20 protein-coding genes are annotated in these 22245 nt (G+C 61.3%); 8 read left to right on the top strand and 12 right to left on the bottom strand.

All coding sequences use genetic code 11. From position 1 onward, the window contains the following. Window positions 1-92: 92 nt before the first annotated feature. The 7 genes from ACOY6C_RS07690 to ACOY6C_RS07660 form a co-directional block, all read right to left on the bottom strand. Window positions 93-458 carry a response regulator gene (locus tag ACOY6C_RS07690; RefSeq protein ID WP_420904893.1) on the bottom strand — a complete coding sequence of 122 codons (366 nt, stop codon included), beginning with the start codon at window positions 456-458 and terminating at the stop codon, window positions 93-95. Next, the gene (locus ACOY6C_RS07685; RefSeq protein ID WP_420904892.1) at window positions 458-796 is read right to left on the bottom strand and encodes an STAS domain-containing protein; all 339 of its coding nucleotides are present in this window, start codon (window positions 794-796) and stop codon (window positions 458-460) included. Before ACOY6C_RS07685 ends, ACOY6C_RS07690 begins: the two co-directional genes overlap by 1 nt. 149 nt (window positions 797-945) lie before the next feature. Further along, a complete protein-coding gene (locus tag ACOY6C_RS07680; protein WP_420904891.1) occupies window positions 946-1578 on the bottom strand; it encodes a thiamine phosphate synthase in 633 nt (210 codons plus the stop codon). Window positions 1579-1646: 68 nt separating this feature from the next. Continuing rightward, complete coding sequence (locus ACOY6C_RS07675) at window positions 1647-2522, bottom strand: TorF family putative porin (RefSeq protein ID WP_420904890.1); 876 nt, start codon at window positions 2520-2522, stop codon at window positions 1647-1649. Window positions 2523-2708: 186 nt separating this feature from the next. Further along, entirely contained in the window at window positions 2709-4043 is a 1335-nt protein-coding gene (locus tag ACOY6C_RS07670) for an ammonium transporter (RefSeq protein ID WP_420904889.1), read from the bottom strand. A gap of 37 nt (window positions 4044-4080) precedes the next feature. Further along, window positions 4081-4419 (bottom strand): P-II family nitrogen regulator, encoded by a 339-nt coding sequence (locus tag ACOY6C_RS07665; protein WP_420906103.1) that lies wholly within the window; start codon window positions 4417-4419, stop codon window positions 4081-4083. A 433-nt stretch (window positions 4420-4852) separates the two neighbouring features. Next, window positions 4853-5047 (bottom strand): YgaP family membrane protein, encoded by a 195-nt coding sequence (locus ACOY6C_RS07660; RefSeq protein ID WP_420904888.1) that lies wholly within the window; start codon window positions 5045-5047, stop codon window positions 4853-4855. 259 nt (window positions 5048-5306) lie between these two features. Between ACOY6C_RS07660 and tpx the strand changes: the two genes are divergently transcribed. Next, complete coding sequence (gene tpx / locus ACOY6C_RS07655) at window positions 5307-5807, top strand: thiol peroxidase (protein ID WP_420904887.1); 501 nt, start codon at window positions 5307-5309, stop codon at window positions 5805-5807. A 352-nt stretch (window positions 5808-6159) separates the two neighbouring features. Here the strand turns inward: tpx and ACOY6C_RS07650 are convergent, their stop codons facing one another. Further along, the gene (locus ACOY6C_RS07650) at window positions 6160-8391 is read right to left on the bottom strand and encodes a CHASE2 domain-containing protein (protein WP_420904886.1); all 2232 of its coding nucleotides are present in this window, start codon (window positions 8389-8391) and stop codon (window positions 6160-6162) included. Window positions 8392-8428: 37 nt separating this feature from the next. Next, window positions 8429-8572 carry a hypothetical protein gene (locus ACOY6C_RS07645; RefSeq protein WP_420904885.1) on the bottom strand — a complete coding sequence of 48 codons (144 nt, stop codon included), beginning with the start codon at window positions 8570-8572 and terminating at the stop codon, window positions 8429-8431. A gap of 346 nt (window positions 8573-8918) precedes the next feature. Here ACOY6C_RS07645 and ACOY6C_RS07640 point away from each other — a divergent pair, with 346 nt between their 5' ends. Next, on the top strand, window positions 8919-10802 hold the full coding sequence (locus tag ACOY6C_RS07640; protein ID WP_420904884.1) for a methyl-accepting chemotaxis protein: 1884 nt from the start codon (window positions 8919-8921) through the stop codon (window positions 10800-10802). A gap of 24 nt (window positions 10803-10826) precedes the next feature. Here ACOY6C_RS07640 and ACOY6C_RS07635 read toward each other — a convergent pair whose 3' ends face one another. Continuing rightward, the gene (locus ACOY6C_RS07635; RefSeq protein ID WP_420904883.1) at window positions 10827-11315 is read right to left on the bottom strand and encodes a rhodanese-like domain-containing protein; all 489 of its coding nucleotides are present in this window, start codon (window positions 11313-11315) and stop codon (window positions 10827-10829) included. A gap of 293 nt (window positions 11316-11608) precedes the next feature. Here ACOY6C_RS07635 and metG point away from each other — a divergent pair, with 293 nt between their 5' ends. The 3 genes from metG to ACOY6C_RS07620 are packed head-to-tail and all read left to right on the top strand — an operon-like array spanning window position 11609 to window position 16049. Beyond that, window positions 11609-13750 carry a methionine--tRNA ligase gene (metG, locus tag ACOY6C_RS07630; protein WP_420906102.1) on the top strand — a complete coding sequence of 714 codons (2142 nt, stop codon included), beginning with the start codon at window positions 11609-11611 and terminating at the stop codon, window positions 13748-13750. A gap of 26 nt (window positions 13751-13776) precedes the next feature. Further along, a complete protein-coding gene (locus ACOY6C_RS07625; RefSeq protein ID WP_420904882.1) occupies window positions 13777-15516 on the top strand; it encodes a response regulator in 1740 nt (579 codons plus the stop codon). Then, complete coding sequence (locus ACOY6C_RS07620) at window positions 15516-16049, top strand: DUF349 domain-containing protein (RefSeq protein WP_420904881.1); 534 nt, start codon at window positions 15516-15518, stop codon at window positions 16047-16049. The genes ACOY6C_RS07625 and ACOY6C_RS07620 overlap by 1 nt, the downstream gene beginning before the upstream one ends. A gap of 327 nt (window positions 16050-16376) precedes the next feature. On the opposite strand, the gene ACOY6C_RS07615 is transcribed toward ACOY6C_RS07620, so the two are convergent. Together ACOY6C_RS07615 and ACOY6C_RS07610 are read right to left on the bottom strand one after the other, a co-directional pair. Beyond that, window positions 16377-16541, bottom strand: a complete 165-nt coding sequence (locus ACOY6C_RS07615; RefSeq protein ID WP_420904880.1) for a hypothetical protein — start codon at window positions 16539-16541, stop codon at window positions 16377-16379. A 43-nt stretch (window positions 16542-16584) separates the two neighbouring features. Continuing rightward, a complete protein-coding gene (locus tag ACOY6C_RS07610; protein WP_420904879.1) occupies window positions 16585-17205 on the bottom strand; it encodes an L-threonylcarbamoyladenylate synthase in 621 nt (206 codons plus the stop codon). A gap of 150 nt (window positions 17206-17355) precedes the next feature. Between ACOY6C_RS07610 and ilvD the strand changes: the two genes are divergently transcribed. The 3 genes from ilvD (at window position 17356) to ACOY6C_RS07595 (ending at window position 22175) form a co-directional block, all read left to right on the top strand. Next, on the top strand, window positions 17356-19206 hold the full coding sequence (gene ilvD / locus ACOY6C_RS07605) for a dihydroxy-acid dehydratase (RefSeq protein ID WP_420904878.1): 1851 nt from the start codon (window positions 17356-17358) through the stop codon (window positions 19204-19206). Next, complete coding sequence (locus tag ACOY6C_RS07600) at window positions 19203-20153, top strand: Rpn family recombination-promoting nuclease/putative transposase (RefSeq protein ID WP_420904877.1); 951 nt, start codon at window positions 19203-19205, stop codon at window positions 20151-20153. The genes ilvD and ACOY6C_RS07600 overlap by 4 nt, the downstream gene beginning before the upstream one ends. A 90-nt stretch (window positions 20154-20243) precedes the next feature. Beyond that, entirely contained in the window at window positions 20244-22175 is a 1932-nt protein-coding gene (locus ACOY6C_RS07595; RefSeq protein ID WP_420904876.1) for a methyl-accepting chemotaxis protein, read from the top strand. The last annotated feature ends 70 nt before the right edge of the window (window positions 22176-22245 follow it).

Below are 22245 nucleotides of genomic sequence, written 5' to 3'. Positions count from 1 at the left end.
GCTCGTATTCCCTGCTGGCTTGCAAATGGGAAAACCCCTTCACGGACCGTCCGCCCTCCCGGGAGATCCAGACCGGACCCCAGGAGTGTGGATCAGCCCAAGACCTTCTTGACCACTTCCAACAGCTGTTCCGGCTTGAACGGCTTGACGATCCAACCTGTGGCCCCGGCGGTCTTCCCTTCCTGCTTGCGGGTCGCCTGGGATTCGGTCGTCAACATGACGATCGGCGTGAATTTGTAGGCCGGCAGAGTACGCAGATTGGTGATCAACGCGATGCCGTCCATGTTGGGCATGTTCAGATCGGTGATGATCATATCCAGATTGCTCGCCTTCGCCTTGGCCAGACCGTCCACGCCATCCACGGCCTCCACCACGGTATAGCCGGCACCCTTGAGGGTCATGCCCACCATCTGCCGCACGCTGGACGAGTCATCCACCGTCATGATCGTTTTTGCCATCAGTTCGTTACTCCCTTCCAAAGGCCACTGGTCTCTTTTTCTCCCGCGCACTCCGCAAAACCGGCAAGTTGCACGGTTTCGCGAAAGATGGCGGGAATCGAACCGCCAATCGATAAAATTCTACCTTTTTTCAACAGGGTGCGATGTGCTGCGCAAAGAATCTGCAAGGTGGTCAGATCCAAACGTTCCACTTCGCTGAGGTTCAGTTCCAGCTGTTTGGACTGATCCATGGCATTGGCCACGGCCTCCTTGAATTCTGCCGCGTTGCGAATGGTCAAGTCTCCGGAGAGGGAGAGCGTCCCGACGGAGCGGGCGGAGTCCAGACTGAAATGGAACACGATCTTTCTCCTTACATTCTGTTTCGGGGCAAGCGTGAGGCCGGCACAAATCCGGTCAGTTTAAAAATATAGCATATTCCATCTAATGCCGGAAGGAAAAGTTCGCCTGATGGGAAAATAGTGATCCAACCACGCGCGTTCAGGAGAAGCTAAGGGGCAATCGATGCACACGATTGCCCCATGATCAGGAGTTTTCGCACGGCATCTGCCGGATCCTGGGCCTGGAATACACCACGGATGAGCGCGATTCCGGATGCTCCGGCCTGCCAGACGGCATGGGCATTTTCCCCCTCGATGCCTCCAAGGGCGAGCACCGGGCCAGGTATGGCGTCCCGCATGGTCGCGAAACGTTCCAGACCCAACGGGGTGGCGTCGGGATGGGACAGAGTTACGAAAACAGGCGACAGGGTGACATAATCACCGCCAGCGAGCAAGTGTTTTTGGGCGCAGGCCACGGAATGACAGGAGCGACCCAGCAGTCTGTTTGTGCCGAGGAGTCGTCGAGCCTGGGCGGTTTCCATGCCGTGTTCGGAGAGATGGAGACCGTCGGCGTCGATGCGGAGCGCCATTTCGGGTCGCTCGTGCAGCAGCAGCCGACCGCCGGCGGCATGGAGGATTGTTCGAAGGGATCGCGCCAGGGGTTCGAGGTGCGCGTCGCTCGTGCCTTTGTCGCGGATCAACAGATCGAAAATGCCGCCGGTCAGGGCTCGGGCGATGGTCCGGTCGAGATCCGAGGGGAGCGGCGTGTCGGTGATCAGGAGGAGTTTGGGTGGGGTGGGCATGTCGGAGACGGAAACCGGGACACGCGACGAAAGCGCGTGTCCCGGTTGGGATGTGGAGAACGGGTGGATCAGAAGGTCTTGAGGAGACTGACCACGAAGTTGCTTCCGCCCAGATCATGCAGTTCGGTGCCACCCTTCACCGAGGTCGCCTTGTCGTACATGCGGGTGTTGTCGGCATAGATGTAGGCTGCGCTCACGCTGATCCCGCCGTCGAAGGCCTTGGTGAGACCGACCTTGTAATCGACGTAATCCGGATTGGTGGCGCCCGCGGCATTGGCGGCGGCCAACTTGTTGGTGTAGTTGGTATAGCCCACATGCAGCGGCATGGTCACGTCCTTGGTGAAAATCGACTCCGGCAGCGGCACGTTGGCGGTCAGATCCCAATAGGTGGTGCCTTTGGAATTGTCGCTGTAGAAGGTCTTTTTGTTGGCGCCGAAGTAGTCGGTCACGGCAACCGAAACCTTGGCCGAGACCCACTTGTAGCCGAGGCCCGCGTTCAACTCCAGGGTGTTGTAGGACTGGGAGTCCGGATAGGTGCCAGACGGGGTGGCATCCTTGAAGTTGGCGCTCGGATAGAGATACCCGATCGTACCCACGGTCCAGGTCCAGTCGTCGTTGATCTTGCCGTTGTAGCCGCCATACAGGTCGATTTCAGCCCAGCCGTCCGCGAAAAACTTGTCGCTGACGTTCGAGATCCAGGTTCCGGCATACAGCCCCGAGGCGTGGGAGTAGTCGATGCCACCCTGCACCGCCGGCTTGTCCCAGGTCTGGGTCAACCCCCGGAACAGGTAGTTGCTGACCACGCCCACGTTGGCCGTCACGGTGTGGGGAGAGGTCGGGGCCGCAGGGGCCGCATCTGCGGCGATTGAGGTGGTCGGGGTGGCGAGGATGGCCGCGCAACCCATGAGGCCAGCCCATTTCAAGGTGTTTGCAAAGATTTTCATGATTGTTTCGACTCCGAGTTCTGCTTCGGTTGAGTTAAGATGACACGATGATCGTATCGGTCAGGATTGGGTTTGGATAAATGTTTTTTTGACCATGAAGGGGTGTTGCCGTTTTTTATCAAAGCATGCCGGGGGCGTTGTCCGCCCCCGGCATGTTTGTTCATGGAAAGGTCTTGATTCCAGGGATCAGTAGTTGTAACCACGCTCGCCATGCAGGGCGATGTCCAGACCCGTGCTTTCCGACTCCTCATCCACCCGCAGACCCATCAGTCCGTCGATGATCTTCAAGAGGATGTAGGAGATGACCGCGCAATACAATCCGGTGGCGATCACACTCACGAACTGTACCCACACCTGAGCGGCCATGTCCACATCCTTGGCATACCCCACGCCACCCAGATCCGCGGAAGCGAAGACGCCGGTCAGGATCGCGCCGACGATGCCCCCGATGCCATGCACGCCAAAGGCATCCAGGGAGTCGTCATACCCCATCTTCCGCTTGATGGTCGTGGCGCCGATGAAGCAGACTACACCCGCGATGCCACCCAGGGCCAGGGCGCCCATGGGGCCCACGAAACCCGACGCCGGGGTGATGGCCACCAGACCCGCCACCGCGCCGGTGGTCAGACCCAGGGCGCTCGGCTTGCCATGCGACATCCACTCCATGAGCATCCAGGTCAGGGCCGCCATGGCCGTGGCCAGTTGCGTCACCACCATCGCCATGCCCGCCGCGCCATTGGCCGCCGCCGCGCTGCCGGCGTTGAATCCGAACCAACCCACCCAGAGCATGCCCGCGCCGGTCACGGTCAAAGGCAGGCTGTGGGGAGGCATGGCCACATGCGGAAAACCTTTACGTTTGCCGAGGACCAGCGCCGTCACCAGACCGGCGATACCCGCGTTGACATGGACCACCGTGCCGCCCGCATAGTCCAGGATCCCCTTGGTCATCATCCAGCCGCCACCCCACACCCAGTGACAGATCGGGAAGTAGACCAGCGTCACCCAGGCAGCCATGAAGATCAGCATCGACGAGAACTTCATCCGTTCGGCGAAGGCGCCGACGATCAGCGCCGGGGTGATGATGGCAAAGGTCAGCTGAAAGGTGAGAAAGACCGATTCCGGGATGGTATTGGTCAGGGAATCGACCTTGATGCCAGCCAGGAAGGCCTTGCTCAGGCCACCGATCCAGGCGTTGTTGTTGCCGCCGTCCGTGAAGGCCAGCGAATAGCCGTACAGACTCCAAAGCACCGTGACCACGGCGGTGATGGCAAAACACTGCATGAAGATCGACAAGGTGTTCTTGGCGCGCACCATGCCGCCGTAGAAGAGCGCCAGACCCGGCAGGGTCATGAACAGCACCAGGGCGGTGGAGGTGAGCATCCAGGCGGTATCGCCCGAGCTGAGCACCGGCGGAGGCGCTTCGACGACTGCGGCGGCGGCCTCCTCGGCCAGGGCCAGGGAGGGCAGGAGCAGCGTGGTGGGCAGGGTGGCCATGAGGCCGTACAGACTCAAGCGTTTCATCTTTGATGGCTCCTTCTGAATAATGGCGCGTGCGTCCTTAAAGGACGTCGGATCCGGTTTCGCCGGTGCGGATGCGCACCGCTTGTTCTATGGGCATGACGAAGATTTTTCCGTCTCCGATCTTGCCCGTCTTGGCCGACTCGCGGATTGCATCCACCACCTGATCGAGACGATCGTCCGAAACGGCGACTTCGACTTTGATCTTCGGAAGGAAGTCCACCTGGTATTCGGCCCCCCGGTAAAGTTCGGTATGTCCTTTCTGTCGTCCGAATCCCCGCACCTCGGTGACGGTCATGCCGGTGATGCCAATGGCGGTGAGAGCCTCGCGAACGTCATCCTGCTTGAAAGGTTTGATGATTGCGGTGACCCATTTCATGTCTAATCTCCCAGGAAAGCCTTGTGATGTCGATTGGTGCAAACGCGCACCGGATAATCCTATCCAGGGCAACATGCGGGCCATTCCTGATATTTTGTTGATTTTTATATATTAATAGACGTTTCAGGCGGGTTTTTCATGCGCGCTTCATTAGAATCTGATTATGATTTGATCAATAAAGTGTGCAATTGCGAGATGAATGCTTAATTCGCAGGCAGACAAAGGGCGGCGCTCAAACCTGAATCCGCAAGCATGCGGAGGCAACCGGGGGAACAACCTTCAAGATGGATCTGGCGGAAAGGGCTGAAAGCCGGGCGTGGGCCGGGCTGAAACACTCAGGGGAGGGGGACGACGGGGAGGTGCGGCACAAGGGGGGCGGGCGGCGTCGATGGACCCGGAGGGTTGGGGGAGACAACCCTCCGGGCATCTGGCCTTACGACTGTTTGCAAGAACAGGTGTTCAGGCCGAATAAAGGATAGAAGGGGCAGAATTTCAACAGTCCGGTCGCCAGGGGGATGATGCCGATCAATCCCCAAATGGTGTGCATGCCGAAAAAGACCTGGGACAGCAGAACCAAGCCGATCACAATCCGTAAAATGCGGTCCAAGCCGCCCACATTGGCCTTCATGCGAAACATCTCCTTAATGATTGAAAAAGAAGAAAACTGATTTTAGTTCTTTGGCGACGGCTGCGCTTTTTTGCCGTACACACCCATCAGATCCATGCGCTGAACGAAAAGTTCCAGGAATTTTTACCGGATTGGCCCAAACCTTGACCACGCGGCGAGCGGAATCTATACTTGAATCGTGGAAACAGGCCGCTCGGGGAGATCCCGGGGGAGGGGCGGCACTCCCCATCCTGACCCTTTCACCAAGGAGTTCGTTCGTATGGCTCAAATCGCTTTCAAAGGCAATCCCATCCACACCTGTGGACAACTCCCCGCCGTGGGTTCCCAGGCCCCGGATTTCAAGCTCACCGGCACGGATCTCGCCGATGTCACGCTCGCCACCTTCGCGGGCAAACGGGTGATCCTGAACATCTTCCCGAGCGTCGATACCGCCGTGTGCGCCATGTCGGTACGGCGCTTCAACGCCGAGGCCTCCAACCTCGACAACACCGTGGTGCTGTGCGTCTCCCTCGATCTCCCCTTTGCCCACAAACGGTTCTGCGGCGCCGAGGGGTTGTCTGCGGTCCATGCGGTCTCCGAGATGCGTGCACGGGGATTCGGCGAGGCCTATGGCGTGCGCATGGTGGATGGTCCCCTGGCCGGACTGCTGGCCCGTGCCGTGGTGATCATCGACGCGGCGGGGAAGGTGGTCTACACCCAGCAGGTGCCGGAGATCGTCGAAGAGCCCAACTACGAGCAGGTTCTGGCCGCCCTGGCCTGATTTTTTTCAACAGGTTGCGCGCAGGCGGGGGATCCCCATGTCCCACGGACTCCCCGCCTGCTTTGTGTCCCACGGACTCCCCCGCCCGCTTCGTGGGGATCCCCATGTCCCACGGACTCCCCGCCTGCTTCGTTTGAGTCTGCCGAGCCGCTCTCCCCAACCGAACCCCGCCCGTCTTCCCCTCGCATCACCATGGGACACGACTCGATCCGATCGAGCATCGATTCGTTCCTGTCGTCCCGGATCAGCAGATCCACCAGAACCGGCAGCTCGCTCTTAATCCGACGCCTCCTTGAGTTCGATCACCCTGGAACGCGCCTCGCGTGGACATAAGACCTCAAGACCCAGGCGGTCATGAGCGCGGCGGAAAGATCCCATCCCAGTCGGCGGGGGGCGGGTGGGCGAGCAGATGGTGGATCCGGGCCAGATAGAGTTCGTGAATCGACCGTTCCGGATCCCGTTCCATGAGCAGACGGAACCGCGTGCGCGCCTCGTCCCGGTCCCCGGCCCGGTAGAGCCGCAAGGCTTCGTGATACGCCTCCAGGGCATCGATCTGTTCGCTGGAGAGATCATCGGCGAACCCGAGCGGTTCGTGAATCTCCAGCGTCGTGGCTCCCAGGCGCGAACGAATCCGATCCAGTTGACGAAACACCGCCTCCGGCACGGCGCGTCGTGTTGCGTCGCCGACCACCACGGTCACGCCGTAACGTTTGCCGAGCAGTTCCAGACGTCGCGCCTGTTCCACCGTGGCGCCGACCGCGCCGTAGACCGAACGGAAACCGCTCGCCAGTTCACCCACATGGGCCTCGCCGGTATGAATGCCGATGGAGATGGTCAGGCTCGGCAACCCTTTGGCCCGGAGTTCGTCGTTGAGTTCATCCGTGGCGTTCTGCATGGCCAGGGCACAGCGCAGGGCCTCGCGGGCATGGCGTGGGTTCTCTTCAGGCGCTCCCCAGAATCCCATCACCACATCCCCGCTGAAATGGTCGAGGGTGCCGTGGTGTTCGTGGATGGCGCGGGTCATGCGGGTCAGATAGGGGTCGAGGAGCTGTTTCAATTCCCGTGAGGTCAGGTGGGTGGTCAGGGCAGGAAAATCGCGGATGTTGACGAACAGGACGCTGATCTCCCGTTGCATCCCGTGCAGGGTGGATTCGACCCGTGCCCAATCGAGTCGGGCGAGCAGCGCGCCTGGCAAGTGGTCCGCGAGCAGCCGGTTCGGACGCCCTCCCCAGGCACGAATCGCCCCGCGCGCGAATCCGAAATGCAGGAACAGCAAAAGGAGCGTGAAGAGCAGGGGGGTGACCAGCGGAAGGACCAGATCGGCGCGCCGCCAGAGCAGGGCGTTGCTCCAGGCGAGCAGGATCAGGATGATCGCGGCGCCCTGAACCGCGCGCCATGGGGCGAGACGGGGCATGAGGAACAGAAAAATTCCGGCGATCAACAGCATCTGGACAACCGTGAGGAGGCTTGCGAGCGGTTCGGGTTGACGTTTGATCATCCCGTCCAGGATGCCGCCGATGACGGTGGCGTGGATTTCGACCCCCGGATGGAAGGGGTGGAGCGGGGTGGCATGCAGATCCATCATGCCTGGAATCGCGGAGCCGATCAGGACGATGGCATCGTTCAGGGTTTCGACCGGCAGACTCTTTTCCAGCACGTCGAGGGCGGAGAGATGGGTGAAGCCGTTGGGTGCGGCGCGAAAGGGGATGAGGATCGCTCCCCGACCATCGACCGGGATGCGGTGCGGACCCAGACCGATCCACTCCAGAAGAGGATTGTCCCGACGGCTGCCGAATGGGGGGGGCTGGAGACCGAGCGTGACTGGCGGATCGCCCAGGATCGCGCGCACCACCCCCAGGGCGAGGGATTGATGCAACCCGCCCCGGAACTCCTGGATCAGGGGGATGGCGCGATGCACGCCATCGGCATCGACCAGGGGGTTGTCCAGAAAACCGCCCCCCTGGGCGGTCTTGCGCAGGATCTCCAGGTTGGCGCCGTAACCGCTGGGTTTGACCAGGGGCAGGCCTTCAACCCCCAGCTCTTTTAGGGTGATGAGCGGGTCGGGGAGCGCTCCGGTCTGGCTGGAGGAACCTGTCGCATCCGAGCGAAAATAGTGCCCCAGGATCACCGGACGACCCGCGAGGCTTTTGGCGAACCGCTCGTCCCGTTCCAGGGAGGGACGCAGACGGTTGAGTTCGAAGAGAAAGGCCGGTTGATTGCGCAACGGACCGGCGGCCAGGCGCTCGAGTTGCGTCAGGCCCGAACTTTCGTCGCGCTCCATGAACAGCACGTCGAAGCCGAGGGTGAGAATGCGGTAGTGATCGAACAGGGTATCGGTCAGTTGCGCCAGGTGATGCCGACCCCAGGGCCAGCGACCGAGACGCGCCAGACTCTTTTCGTCGATATCCACGATGACGATGCGACTGTCGTGGCTGTTGGGCAGGTTGATGCGCACGCGCAGATCGTAACCCGCCTGTTCCAATCGTTCCAGCACCGGCACGGGGACAAGGCCCAGCGCGTGCAGCGCGAAAAGCAGGGTCGCGGCAAACACGGTCAACGTCCGGATCCAGGAGAGTTGGTACAAGGGATGCGGCCCCCTGAGGGTCAGACCGGAAGCGTCGTCATGCGACGGGACCGGGAATCGGCTCCGGCATCACCGCGTCGATCGGAGCAGCGGGGAGGGACGGGAGGGCGAACGGATGCTGGACCGGGTTGTCGGTGAACGGTGTGCCGGGAACCGGATCGATAGGCCGGTCAATGTTCATGGTTCGCTCCAGACTGGCGTCGGACTCGAGGCACTCCCTTCGTGGATTCGGAATGCACCCAAATGTTTGGAGTATATACCAGCCTGGGCCGTTTGCACATGGTTTCGATGGGGCTGGACGCGGTTCGAAGGCAGGGTTCGTCGCGATTTGTGTGGGTGGTATCAAGGAGGTCCAGGGGAGGAAGGGTGAAACGAAAAAATACGAAAATTTACTGTATTAACAAACAGATATTGATTATTTTTTTGTGAAATTAACTTGATCGTACGCGGACTTCTTGATAATCTTGCATGGATTGCTGGTTTTTCCTGTTTTCTTTGTTGGTGTGTCATAAGAGGAAATCCAAACGATGCAGATGCGAATGCGGACCAAGTTCATCATCATCCTGCTGCTGCCGATCCTGGGATTGGTCATGGTCGGCGGGAATACCATTTGGGAAAAATATGATTTTGCCGGACGCATGGCGGCCATGGAGTCGTTGGGCGCCTTGGCGGTGCGCATCGGCGCCCTGGTGCATGAGCTTCAGAAGGAACGGGGCATGTCTTCGGGCTTTCTGGGCAGTAAGGGGGAGAAGTTCAAGGTCGAACTTCCCAGGCAACGTCAGGCTTCCACCGACCCCCGCGATGCCGATTTGCGCGCGTTCCTGAAGGATTTCGATCGACAGGCGCATGGCGAGGGGTTGAACACAAAGCTCGACGACTCCCTGAAACGTCTGGACGGCATCCAGGAAATGCGCGGCAAGGTCGATGGATTGGCCATTCCGACCATCGAGGCCCTGGGCTACTACACGGGGACCATCCAGGCATTGCTCGAGGTGGTCGGCGTGGTGAACACCCTGGCCGCGGACGTGGAGATGGCCAACCGCGCCACCGCCTATGTGAATCTGCTGTTGGCCAAGGAGCGCATGGGTCTGGAGCGGGCCACGCTCACCAACACCTTTGCCCGTGACGGTTTCGCGCCAGGCATTCTGCAAAAATTCGGACAACTGCTCGGCGGACAGGAGAGCCATTTGCAGGTCTTTCTCGCCAACGCCATGCCCGAGGATGTGTCCACCTACCGGGAGAAGATTCATGGCAAGGCGGTGGAGGAGGTGGATCGGATCCGGCAGATCGCCTTCGAGAAGGCCGGCACGGGTGGTTTCGGCATCGAGCCGGCCTACTGGTTCGGTCAGATCACCCAGAAGATCGATCTGGTCAAGCATGTCGAGGATGTGGTGGCCGAACGGCTTCAAAACCGTGCTTATGTTCTGCGGAAGGCGGCCACCCAGACCCTGTATGCCATGGTGGTGGGACTGGTGGTGATTCTGATCGTGGCCAACACCATGAGCGTGAAATATACCCGGCAGATCCTGCGTCAACTCGGCTGCGACATGGCCGATCTGGAGGATGTGACCCTGATCAGCCAGAGGGTGGCTCAGGGGGATCTGACGGTGCGGTTTACCGCCTGCAACACCGGATTGGGGATTTATGGGGCGATGCGGGGCATGGTGGACAACCTGCGCGACACGGTGGGGACGATTCGGCAGATCGCCGGCGCGGTGGTGGAGAGCAGCGAGGTGGTGCGCGGCGAGTCCGAACGGTTGGCCGAGGGGTCGCGGGCCCAGGCAACGAGCATCGCCGCCACCGGCCAGACCATGGCGTCGATGTCCGGCAACATCGCCCGCAATACCGACAGTGCCCGCGTCACCGGCGAGATGGCCATCCATGCCGCGCGGGATGCCGAGGCGGGCGGCAAGGCGGTGGCCCAGGCGGTGGCGGCCATGAAAGAGATTGCCAGCCGGATCGGCATCATCGAGGAGATCGCCCGGCAGACCAATCTGTTGGCCTTGAACGCGGCCATCGAAGCGGCGCGGGCCGGCGAGCATGGCAAGGGGTTCGCGGTGGTGGCCGCCGAGGTGCGCAAGCTGGCCGAGCGCTCCCAGGGGGCGGCAGGGGAGATCAACCGGCTGTCGATCGACTCGGTGCGGGTGGCCGAGGATGCGGGCGGGATCATCGCGCGACTGGTGCCGGAGATTCAGCGCACCGCCGGATTGGTACAAGAGATCGCGACGGCCTCCGAAGCGCAGAATCGCGGTGCCGAGGAGGTGTCACGGGCGGTCGGGGAGCTGGATCGGATGATTCGTCAGGTCTCGGAGTCGTCGGAGCGGATGAACGACATGGCTGGCGAAATGAGTCGGCATGCCGGGGATCTGGTGGAGAAGATGCGCTTCTTCCGGCTCGAAGGGGGAAGTTGAGCCGGACTTTGTGCCGAGGATGGTTCAGAACCAGCTCGACGGATGCCACAACCGTTGCCACCCCTTGGGCTTGCGCCGTTCCCACAGGCTGGCGATCAGGAATTGGAAACGGTTGGCAGGGGTGGTGATGTCGGTCAATTCGGCCAGAAACTGCTCCTGACGCCGATAACCCTCGGTCCAGCGCCGGATGCGCGCTTCGTAGGCCAGGATGCCGCCTTCCAGGGAAACCACCGTATAGGGGGTGCGTCGGTTTTTGCGCATGAACAGATCGACCGCCTCCTGGCTGCCGTTGCCGCTGGCGCACACCAGCACCACCGGCACGCCTGGCTCGAAACGCACGCCGAGCATGTCCTGGACCCAGTCTGCATCTTCATAGAACATGTCCGCATGGAAGCGGGTGGGAATCGCGCCGGGAAGGGCGTGCTGGTAGTCGCCGCGCAGATCGATGACCCGGAACCGTTCGCCACGCGCCACGCCTCGCAGATAGCTTTCCACGTCCAGGGATCGTTTCATGGCAAATGTCGCATAAGGAATATTATGTTAAATGACGACCCAATCGTAAAAAGCATTATAGATAACGATAATCAAATTATCAATACTTGAACTGCATGGAAAGATCTATCTGGATAACGTTACATGAATTAATGATTGTTTGGTTATCGAATCCAAAACGACCAGTTTACGTAACCATGGCCGGATTTGCCGTTTTTTGGCAATCAAAATGATTCAAAAGGGTCATCGCGAGTCTTGCCGGTCGCCGGGAACCGGCATAGAATATCCGTCGCATCAAGCTGTTCGGATTCAAAATTCAAGCCAGGACCACCATGCGCCGCATTCTCGTCACCAGCGCCTTGCCATATGCCAATGGACAGATCCATTTGGGGCATCTCGTCGAAACCATTCAAACCGACATTTGGGTGCGCTTCCAGAAGTTGCAAGGCCACGAATGTCGCTACTTCTGCGCGGATGACACCCACGGCACGCCGGTGATGATCCGAGCCCGCCAGGAAGGAATCACCCCGGAAACCCTGGTCGCTCGCATCCACGCCGAACATTCGAGCGATTTCGATGGCTTCCACATCGAATTCGACAACTACTACACCACCAACAGCGAAGAGAACCGCCTGCTCTCCGAAGAGGTCTATCGCAACAATCGTCAGGCGGGCAACATCCGTGTCAGTCAGGTCCGACAGGCCTATTGCGAACGGGATGGGATGTTCCTTCCGGATCGCTTCATCCGCGGTCGCTGCCCGGCCTGCGGCGCCGAGGACCAATACGGCGACGCCTGCGAGGTCTGCTCCGGAAGCCACGCCCCGCTGGATCTCAAGGAGCCCCGCTGCGCCCTCTGCGGCGATGCCCCGGTGGAACGGGAGTCCGAGCACTTCTTTTTTCGTCTCACCGCTTTCGAGTCGTTTCTGAAATCCTGGATCCGCTCCGGCGCCCTGCAAACGGAGATGGTCAACAAACTTGACGAATGGTTCGAAGCCGGCCTTCAGGATTGGGACATCTCCCGCGACGGACCTTATTTCGGCTTCGAGATCCCGGATGCGCCGGGCAAATATTTTTACGTCTGGCTGGATGCGCCCATCGGCTACATGGCCTCCACCTGGGCGTGGTGCAAGCGCGAGGGGCGCGATTTCGACGCCATCTGGCGTCGCGACGACCAGATGGAGGTCTACCATTTCATTGGCAAGGATATCCTCTATTTTCATACCCTTTTCTGGCCAGCCACCCTGCATGGAGCCGGATTCCGGGTACCCAACGCCGTCTACGTGCATGGATTCCTGACCGTCAATGGTCAAAAGATGTCCAAATCGCGCGGCACCTTCATCACCGCCCGCCAGTATCTGGAGTTGCTCGATCCGGAGTATCTGCGCTATTACTACGCCGCCAAACTCACCGCGCGGGTCGATGACCTGGACCTGAACCTCGATGACTTCATCCTGCGGGTCAACAGCGATCTGGTCGGCAAGGTGGTGAACATCGCCTCCCGCTCGGCGGGCTTCATCCAGAAACGGTTCGACGGCGAGCTTTGCGCGCGCTATCCGGAGGATGGCGGCCTGCGCGACCGTTTCGTCGCCGCCGGAGATGAAATCGCCACCTTCTACGCCGGACGCGAATACGCCAAGGCGATGCGCGCCATCATGCAACTGGCCGACGAGGCCAACCGCTACGTCGAGGCCAGGGCCCCCTGGACCCTGGCCAAGGATCCGGACAAGAGCGACGCCTTGCACGCCACCTGCACCGTGGCTCTGGAACTCTTCCGGATCCTGATGATCTACCTGCAACCGGTGCTGCCGAAACTGGCGGAACGGTGTCGCGATTTCCTGCGCCTGCCGCCTTTTACCTGGGAGGCCCGTCTGCAACCCCTCCAGGCCCATCGCATCGGTGAGTTCTCCCATCTTATGGCGCGGGTCGATCCCAAAAAGGTCGAACAACTGATCCAGAACGTGGCCCCGCCCGTCGAGAGCATCGCCCAGGCCAACGCCAAGTCGGCGATCAAGGCCGGAAAGAGCGCTCCAGCCGCTTCGAACGGCGATGCCAAGGTCGCCGCCTCGGCCTCCGCCCCTGCCGCGCCGACTCCGCCGGTTCCCCCCCCCTCCCCGACCTCGGCGAGCGCGACCATCGATATCGAAACCTTTGGAAAGATCGATCTGCGCGTGGCCCGGATCCTCGCCGCCTCGCTGGTCGAGGGGGCCGACAAACTGCTGCGCCTCACCCTCGACGTGGGGGAACTGGGCGAGAAAACCGTCTTCGCCGGCATTCGCGAAGCCTGTCCTCCCGATACCCTGCCCGGACGACTGACCGTCCTGGTCGCCAATCTCCAGCCCCGCAAGATGCGTTTTGGCCTCTCCGAGGGGATGGTTCTGGCAGCCGGACCGGGCGGCAAGGAACTTTATCTGCTCTCCCCGGACTCCGGGGCCACCCCCGGCATGCGCATTCGCTAAGCAACCCATTAAGGCAAGCACGCACCATGGATATCTCGCCGAAAAAAGTGCTCCTCCTGACCGACTCGGGCACGGTCAACCAGATGCTCAAAAGCACGCTGCAAAGCCATGGCTACGCGGTGACCATGCTGCAATCGGGCAATGCCGAATTTTTCGCCGCCATGGTCGATGATCCGCCGGACATCATCTTCCTGCGTACCGAACTCACCCATGCCAATGGCCTGGAGGTGTGCGACCGGATCAAGAAGGAGCCCACCCTTTCGTCCACGCGCATCGTCTTTCTCTCCTCCAACCCCAAGGTGCGCGAGCAGGCGATCGAACATCGGGCCGATCGTTTCCTCACCATGCCCTTCTCCTCCGCCGACGTGGTGGAGACCGCCAATCTCCTCTCGGTGGTCAAGCCGGTGATCCTTTATGTGGATGACAGCGACCTGATGCACCGCACGGTGGTCCCGCCGCTCAAGGAGGAGGGTTACGAGGTGGTCGAGGCCTGGGATGGTCGCGAGGCCACCGAGATCATCGACGAACGCAACGGGCGCATCGACCTGATCCTCTCGGATGTCGAAATGCCGGTCATGGACGGCATCAGCCTCTGCAAAAGCATTCGCGCCTCCCGCACCGAGGATATCCCCTTTGTGCTGATGACCTCGCTGGACTCCGCAGAGGCGGTGTCGCGCGGGTTTGCCGCCGGCGCGGACGACTACCTCACCAAGCCGGTGCTGGTCCACGAGATGCTTTCCCGCGTCAAACGGCTGATCAAGAGCGTGCGCTATGAAGCCGCCCGTCCCGAACGGATCCTGATCGTCGATGACTCGGCGGTGATTCGCGGCATGATGCTCACCGCCCTGCGTTCCCACGGTCTTTCCGCCGACTCCGTGGAACACGGCGTCGCGGCCCTGGCCAAGCTGCGCGAAAAACGCTACCACCTGATGATCTCCGACTATGACATGCCCCACATGAACGGTCTGGATCTCTGCATGAAGGTGCGTCAGGATCCCACCCCCTGGCAGAAGATGCCGATCATCTTCGTCACCGCCCGTGACGCCAAACAGGATGAAGTGCGTGTCAAGTCGCTGGGTATCCAGGCTTTCATCACCAAGCCGTTCCAGGCCGACCGTTTTCTGGCCGAGATCGAACGGGTGCTCTCCGAGGAGCATCTGGCCCGTCAGAACCGCAAGCTCGGCTACTACTTTGCCGAGCAGGTCTCCACCGGACAGACCAACCTGGCCAACGATCAATTCCGCACAATCCTTTCCGTGGGAATCGCCGATTTTCGCGTCATGTCCAAGAATTTCGATCCCAAGACCCTGGTCATGCTGCTCAACAACTATTTCGCAGCCCTCGGGGATGTGCTGGAGCGGTGCGAGGCGGTGGTGGACCGCATCCAGGAGGATCATCTGATCGTCTCCTTCGGCAATCAGGACAAGGGGGCCATGCAGGCGATCGAGTGCGCGCGCGCCATTCACGCCGCCCTGCCGGAGATCCAGCGTCGCACGGACAACAAGGAGTTGCGCATCCAGACCGGCATCCACTCCGGTCGGGTGATTCTGGGCGCTTTGGAACTCCTCTCCTCCCGCGACAAGACCATCCTCATGATCGGCGAGAGCGTGGATCTGGCCAGGCGAGTCCAGGAGGTGGCTCCCGCCGGGGATGTGGTCCTTTCCGAAACCACCTTCGCCCTGGTGCAAAGCCTGGTCAAGACCCAGCCCATGGGGTATGTGAAGACGGGTGAAGGAGCGATTCGCGCCTTCCAGGTGGTCGGTTGATGATCGCCCCCGATCTGGTCGATGGCAGCGGAAACGATTCTCCCCTTGCCGAGGTGGTGGGATTGGTGGAGCGGGCCGAGGCATTGGCCTGGTCCACGGAGTGGCGCAAGGGGGCCAAGGAGTTTCGTCAGTTGCGTGAACGCTGGGAGATCCTGGAACACACCTCCCCGGGCTGGGCCAGGGAGTTGACCACCCGATTCCGGGCCGCACAACAGACCTTCATGGATCGACGTGCCGATTTTTTCAATCGGGGCAACATCCGCAAGGGGGCGGGTCTGTTGGATCAGTTGGAGGGGAAACAGGTCGATATGGAACGGCTCACGGAGGAGTTGAACGGCTATCACGCCGCCCTGCGGGATTTCTCCCGTCGTCTCGCCGAAACCTCGATGGAAGGTCACGGACTGGCGATTCGCGCCTTCATCGGTGAGTCGATCACCAACCTTCAGGCGGAAATTCAACGCAAGGAGCGCGACCTGGCCAAGCTCGAGCGTTCCATGGTGGAGATCTCATCGCGTTATTATTGCGTGGAGTGAGGTTCCGGTTCCACCCCCCTCCCCGCTTCTTTCCCCACGCTGCCCCGCGTCGGTTCTGGCAGGTACGTCGAAAAAACCTCGCCGGCGGCACGTCGGAAAAGCCCCCTTTCCGGCGGGGCACCTGCGTCGGAAAAGCCCCTTTTCCGGCTGGCATCCACGTCGAAAAAACCTCGCCGGCGACACGTCGGAAAAGCCCCCTTTCCGGCTGGCACCCACGTCGAAAAAACCTCGCCGGCGACACGTCGGAAAAGCCCCCTTTCTGGCTGGCACCCACGACAACGCCCCTCTTTCCGTCTGGCCCGAAGGGTCACTGGCGTGGGGCGGGTCTCACGCCAGACCGATCTTCCTTAGCATCAGCAGCCAGATGCGCCGGGCCGTTCCCAACAGGGCATCCTGTCCGCTCGGACTCAGGGAGATATAGATGTTGCGCTTGCGCATCGTGTAGTAGACGATGCCGCCGAAAATGGCCAGGACAACGAAAAATTTGAACATGGGATCGTTCGTGGAGTCGCGACAGGCGGTTGATGGGGCGTGATCAACTGGAAAAAACGGTCGGATCCCCTGCCCCGGCACGCAGAACCTCTGGAGAGGGTCCGGTGAGATCGACCACCGTGGAGGGCGAGGCGGGCAGCATTCCGGCATCGATCACCAGATCGACCAGGTGATCGGTTCGTTCGTGGATGATGTAGGGATCGCTCATGATTTCGGTTTCGTTGGCGAACCGCATCGAGGTGGAGAGCAGAGGTTCCCCGAGGCTTTTCAACAGATCCAGACAGATGGGATGATCCGGGATTCTCAGGCCGATGGTCTTGCGGCGCGGCAGGATGCTTTTGGGAACTTCGCGGGTCGCATCCAGGATGAAGGTGTAGGGTCCGGGCAGAAACCGTTTCAACAGCCGGTAGGTGGCGTTATCGACCCTGGCGTAGTGGGCGATGTCCGAGAGATCCGAGACCAGAATGGAGAGTTGGTGGGAGTTGGCCAGTTGTTTGATGCGCATGATCCGCTCCACCCCCTTGCGGCTGGAGATGCCACATCCCAGGCCATAGGTGGTGTCGGTCGGGTAGACGATCACCCCGCCCTCGCGCAACACCTCGACCACCTGGGCGATCAGGCGTGGCTGGGGATTTTTTGGATGGATGTTGATGAACTGCGCCATGGACCCGGCCCGCTATAAAAAAGTAGTCCTGAATGTTTATTTTCTCTACCCTCTCTGGTGAGTTGACGGCATTATTCACCACATCGGCCCCTTTGACAATCCACTTTCACGTTCCAGCATCCCTTTCATAAGACCATCCGGAGTAGATTCATGCCTGCCTATCGTTCCCGCATCTCCACCCATGGCCGCAACATGGCCGGCGCCCGTGCCCTGTGGCGCGCCACCGGCATCGCCGAGTCCGAGTTTGGCCGTCCGATCATCGCGGTCGCCAACTCCTACACGCAATTCGTTCCGGGTCATGTCCACTTGAAGAATCTCGGGGACCTGGTGGCCGGGCAGATCCGTGCGGCAGGGGGCATTCCACGCGAATTCAACACCATCGCCATCGATGACGGCATCGCCATGGGCCATGGCGGCATGCTCTACTCCCTGCCCTCCCGGGAGATCATCGCCGATTCGGTCGAATACATGGTCAATGCCCACGCGGCGGATGCCATGGTCTGCATCTCCAACTGCGACAAGATCACCCCCGGCATGTTCATGGCCGCCATGCGACTCAACATCCCGGCGGTGTTCGTCTCCGGCGGTCCGATGGAGGCCGGCAAGGCCCGGTTGAGCAACGGCGTCACCCGCAAGCTCGATCTGATCGACTCCATGATCGCCGCCGGCGACATGGGGGTTTCGGATGGGGATCTGACCACCATCGAACGGTCCGCCTGCCCCACCTGCGGCTCGTGCGCCGGGTTGTTCACCGCCAACTCCATGAACTGTCTGATGGAGTCCCTGGGGCTGGCCCTGCCCGGCAACGGTACGTTGCTGGCCACCCATGCCGATCGCAAGTCGCTGTTCCTGGAGGCTGGTCGCTTGATCGTTTCGTTGTGCCAGCGGTACTACGAACAGGAAGACGCCTCGGTGCTGCCGCGCTCGATCGCCACCTTCCAGGCTTTCGAGAACGCCATGTCCCTGGACATCGCCATGGGCGGCTCGACCAATACCGTGCTGCATCTGCTGGCCGCCGCCCGCGAGGGCGAGGTCCCCTTCACCATGGACGACATCGACCGGCTCTCCCGCCGGGTGCCCTGTCTGTGCAAGGTGGCCCCATCCACCGATCGCTACCACATCGAGGATGTGCATCGCGCCGGCGGCATTCCGGCGATTCTCGGCGAACTCAAACGGGCCGGGCTTCTGCACGAAGGATGCGCCACCGTCCACGCTCCCACCCTCGCCGAGGCCCTCGACCGGGAGGACATCGCCGCGCCAGGCGCCACCGAGGCGGCCAAACGGCGTCATCTGGCCGCGCCCGGCGGCATCCCGACCACCGAACCCTTCGCCCAGGAGGCGCGCTGGCCGTCGCTGGATCTGGATCGCGCCAATGGCTGCATCCGCAGTCTGGAATACGCCTACTCCAAGGATGGGGGTCTGGCGGTGCTGTTCGGCAATCTGGCCGAGGAGGGATGCATCGTCAAGACCGCCGGGGTGGACGAATCAATCTGGAAGTTCTCCGGACCGGCACGCATCTTCGCCAGTCAGGATGCGGCCTGCGAGGCGATCCTGGGCGATCGGATCCAGGCCGGCGACGTGGTGCTGATCCGTTACGAGGGACCGCGCGGCGGACCGGGCATGCAGGAGATGCTCTATCCTACCAGCTTCCTGAAATCCAAAGGGCTCGGCAAGGCGTGCGCCCTGATCACCGATGGTCGTTTCTCCGGGGGAACCTCCGGGCTCTCCATCGGTCACGTCTCCCCAGAGGCCGCCGAGGGGGGAACCATCGCCCTGGTCGAGGAGGGAGATCGCATCGAAATCGACATCCCCAACCGCTCGATCCGTCTGGCGGTCGATGACGCGACCCTGGCCGCGCGTCGCGCCGCCATCCCGCGTTTCTTCCCGGAGGGGCGCGATCGTCCGGTTTCGGCGGCCCTGCGCGCCTACGCTGCCCTCACCACCTCTGCGGCCAAGGGCGCGGTGCGCGATTTGTCTCGGGTGGAGGCCCGACACGGATGAACAGGCGGCGCCTGATCAGCTTCGACTGGGCCTTGAAACAGCTGTTGCGCAGCAAGGCCAACTTCGTGATCCTCGAGGGGTTCCTCACCGAACTCCTCAAGGAGGAGATCACCATCCTGGAGGTGCTGGAGAGCGAAAGCAACAAGTTCGACCGCTTCGACAAATCCAACCGGGTGGATCTCAAGGTGCGGAACAGTCGCGGCGAACTGGTGCTCATCGAGGTGCAATACGAGCGGGAACTCGACTATTTCCATCGCCTCCTGTACGGGGGGGCGCGCGCCATCACCGAGCATCTGTCCGAGGGACGCCCCTACTCCGATGTGGTGAAGGTGATCTCGGTGAGCATCCTCTACTTCGATCTCGGCCAGGGCGACGACTACATCTACCACGGCACCACCACCTTCCGCGGACTGCACACGCGGGATGAACTGCGCCTCAACGACGGACAGAAGGCCCTGTTCAAACGGGAATCGGTGGCCGAGATCTTTCCGGAGTATTATCTGATCAAGGTCAACCGCTTCAACGATCTGGCCCGCGACACCCTGGACGAATGGGTCTATTTTCTCAAGAATGAGGAGATCCGCGAGGAGTTCACCGCCAGGGGGTTGCGTCAGGCCAAGGAGGAGTTGGACCTGATGCGCCTGCCCGAGCCCGAACGTCAGGCCTATGCCGCCTACAAGGACGATCTCCACTACCAGGCCAGCATGGTGGAGTCATCCTACGGACTCGGCAAGTTGGAGGGGCGCCAGGAGGGACGCCAGGAGGGGCGCCAGGAGGGGCGTTTGGAAGGCAGGGCCGAAATGCTGCTCGAACTGATCGAGGCCCGTTTTGGAACCGTGCCGACCACGGCGCGCCAACGGGTGGCTACGGCCAGCGACGGAGAGATCGCGCTGTGGAGTCGTCGGATCGTTCAGGTGGAGACCCTGGAGGGGATCTTCACCGATTGACCACCCAGGGGGGTGGCGCGGGTCGTGGGCGGTCGCCAGCCACGCCTCATGGCCATCTTGTTTCGAAATCATCATCAAACGAGGGTAGGCATGCTGCATCAATTACGTCTCTGGGCCAAGATCATGTTGGCGATGGGCTTTGCCATCGTGCTGGTCGGGCTCCTGTTGACCACGGACAACCTCCAGAACATGAGCGATCTGATCCGCCAGTCGGAACGGACCGCCCTGGATGCCCATCTCAAGGCCGCTCACAACGCCATCGCGGCGGAAAGCCGCTCCGCGGTCACCATGAGCGCCCTGGTGGCCAGCATGCCTCTGGTCCAGGAGAAGTTCGCCGCTGGCGATCGCAAGGCGCTGGCCGAGCTGTTCGTGCCCGGATATCCGGACCTCGCCAAGAATCACGGGGTGGAGCAGTTCCAGTTTCATACCCCGCCGGCCACCTCCTGGTTGCGGGTTCACAAACCGGAAAAGTTCGGGGACGATCTCTCCACCTTCCGGTATACGGTGGTGACCACCAACAAACAGCAAAAGATCTCGTCGGGTCTCGAGGGGGGCGTGGCCGGACTCGGAGCGCGCGGCGTGGTGCCGCTTTTGCACAACGGCAAGCATCTCGGTTCGGTGGAGTTCGGCCTCACCTTCGGTCAACCCTTTTTCGACACCTTCAAGCAGCGCAACGGCGTGGATGTCGGCATGCATCTGCTCGACAAGGACGGCTTCAAGACCGTGGGATCCACGTTGGGGGACAAACCGCTTCTGGAAACGGATCTGTTGAAAAAGGTCATGAACGGCGAACCGATTCTGGAGCATCGGGAGATCCACGGGGAGAGCCATGCCGTGCTGGCCGCGGAGATCTCCGATTTTTCCGGCAAATCCATCGGCGTCCTGGAGATCGCCATGGAGAGCACCGCCTATCAAGAGGCGTTGCGACACGCACGCCTCTCCTCGTTCGGCATGGGCGCGATTTCGATCGTGATCGGCCTGCTGCTGGCCATGTTCATCGCCCGGCATCTGGTGGGACGCATCCAGGCCGTGACCCAAGGGGTGAACCGGGTCGCCGCGGGTGATCTGACCATGGCCATCCCCCTGGTGGGGCGCGACGAGATCGCCGATCTGGCCCGCGCCACCGAAGAGATGCGCCTGAAACTCCACGAGATGGCCGCCGAGGTCGATGCCAGGGCCGGACAGGTGCATCGTGCCGCGCGCGAGATCGCCGACGCGATTTCGGGTCAGGCGACCACCACCAGTCAGATGTCCTCGTCGGTGGCCGAGATCACCTCCACCATGGAGGAGCTTTCCGCCTCCTCGACCCAGATCGCCGAGCAGGCCAAATCGGTGGTCGATATCGCCAACCAGACCCTGGACGGCAGCCGCAAGGGGTCCGAGGCGATGCAGACGGTGATGGGACGGATGAACGACATCCGCGATGACCGGCAGATGGTGTTGAAGGAGATCGTCGATCTGGGCACCAAATCCAAGCAGATCGGCAAGGTGATGGAGATCATCAACAATCTGGCGGATCAGACCCGCCTGATCGCTTTCAACGCGGCCCTCGAGGCTTCGAGCGCCGGCGAGGCGGGGCGTCGTTTTTCGGTGGTGGCCAGCGAAATCCGCCGACTGGCCGACAGCGTGACCGACTCCACCAAGGAGATCGAAACCAAGATCAACGAGATCCAGGATTCGATCAGCCGTCTGGTGGTGAACACCGAACGGGGTTCGGTGGGCATCATCGCCGGCACCACCGCCTCGACCCACACCGCCGAACGACTCGGCGAGATCGTCAAGGCGGCCACCCATGCCAGCCATTCGGCGCAACAGATCTCGCTTTCCACCCAGCAACAGAAGATCGCCAGCAATCAGGTAGTGATCGCGCTGCGGGAGATCGTCACCGCCAGTTCGGTGACCGCCCAGTCGATCACCCGCGTTTCGGGCGTGAGCCGGGAGATGCTGGGACTCTCGCAGCGTCTCGAGGAGATGGTGCGCCAGTTCAAACTCACGGATCCGATGGGGGGCAAGGTTTCATGATTGGCGTTCGGGAGTCCATGCATCCAGTCGTGGCACGGGAAAAGGAGGTTCCGTGGAATGAGGTGGTTCA

The sequence above is a fragment of the Candidatus Magnetaquiglobus chichijimensis genome, assembly GCF_045865675.1.
Taxonomy (GTDB): Bacteria; Pseudomonadota; Magnetococcia; order Magnetococcales; family Magnetaquicoccaceae; genus Magnetaquiglobus; species Magnetaquiglobus chichijimensis.
Note: the sequence above shows the minus strand (reverse complement) of the source record. Positions and strands in the feature narration are given on the sequence as shown.

Excerpts from the sequence above, each read along its gene's own strand:
- ACOY6C_RS07675 (WP_420904890.1), bottom strand. The coding sequence starts at position 2,522 with ATGAAAATCTTTGCAAACACCTTGAAATGGGCTGGCCTCATGGGTTGC.
- ACOY6C_RS07615 (WP_420904880.1), bottom strand. The coding sequence starts at position 16,541 with ATGTTCAAATTTTTCGTTGTCCTGGCCATTTTCGGCGGCATCGTCTAC.
- ACOY6C_RS07645 (WP_420904885.1), bottom strand. The coding sequence starts at position 8,572 with ATGAACATTGACCGGCCTATCGATCCGGTTCCCGGCACACCGTTCACC.
- ACOY6C_RS07625 (WP_420904882.1), top strand. The coding sequence starts at position 13,777 with ATGGATATCTCGCCGAAAAAAGTGCTCCTCCTGACCGACTCGGGCACG.
- ACOY6C_RS07640 (WP_420904884.1), top strand. The coding sequence starts at position 8,919 with ATGCAGATGCGAATGCGGACCAAGTTCATCATCATCCTGCTGCTGCCG.
- ACOY6C_RS07680 (WP_420904891.1), bottom strand. The coding sequence starts at position 1,578 with ATGCCCACCCCACCCAAACTCCTCCTGATCACCGACACGCCGCTCCCC.
- ACOY6C_RS07610 (WP_420904879.1), bottom strand. The coding sequence starts at position 17,205 with ATGGCGCAGTTCATCAACATCCATCCAAAAAATCCCCAGCCACGCCTG.
- ACOY6C_RS07595 (WP_420904876.1), top strand. The coding sequence starts at position 20,244 with ATGCTGCATCAATTACGTCTCTGGGCCAAGATCATGTTGGCGATGGGC.
- ilvD (WP_420904878.1), top strand. The coding sequence starts at position 17,356 with ATGCCTGCCTATCGTTCCCGCATCTCCACCCATGGCCGCAACATGGCC.
- ACOY6C_RS07600 (WP_420904877.1), top strand. The coding sequence starts at position 19,203 with ATGAACAGGCGGCGCCTGATCAGCTTCGACTGGGCCTTGAAACAGCTG.
- tpx (WP_420904887.1), top strand. The coding sequence starts at position 5,307 with ATGGCTCAAATCGCTTTCAAAGGCAATCCCATCCACACCTGTGGACAA.
- ACOY6C_RS07670 (WP_420904889.1), bottom strand. The coding sequence starts at position 4,043 with ATGAAACGCTTGAGTCTGTACGGCCTCATGGCCACCCTGCCCACCACG.
- ACOY6C_RS07665 (WP_420906103.1), bottom strand. The coding sequence starts at position 4,419 with ATGAAATGGGTCACCGCAATCATCAAACCTTTCAAGCAGGATGACGTT.
- ACOY6C_RS07635 (WP_420904883.1), bottom strand. The coding sequence starts at position 11,315 with ATGAAACGATCCCTGGACGTGGAAAGCTATCTGCGAGGCGTGGCGCGT.
- ACOY6C_RS07620 (WP_420904881.1), top strand. The coding sequence starts at position 15,516 with ATGATCGCCCCCGATCTGGTCGATGGCAGCGGAAACGATTCTCCCCTT.
- ACOY6C_RS07660 (WP_420904888.1), bottom strand. The coding sequence starts at position 5,047 with ATGAAGGCCAATGTGGGCGGCTTGGACCGCATTTTACGGATTGTGATC.
- ACOY6C_RS07690 (WP_420904893.1), bottom strand. The coding sequence starts at position 458 with ATGGCAAAAACGATCATGACGGTGGATGACTCGTCCAGCGTGCGGCAG.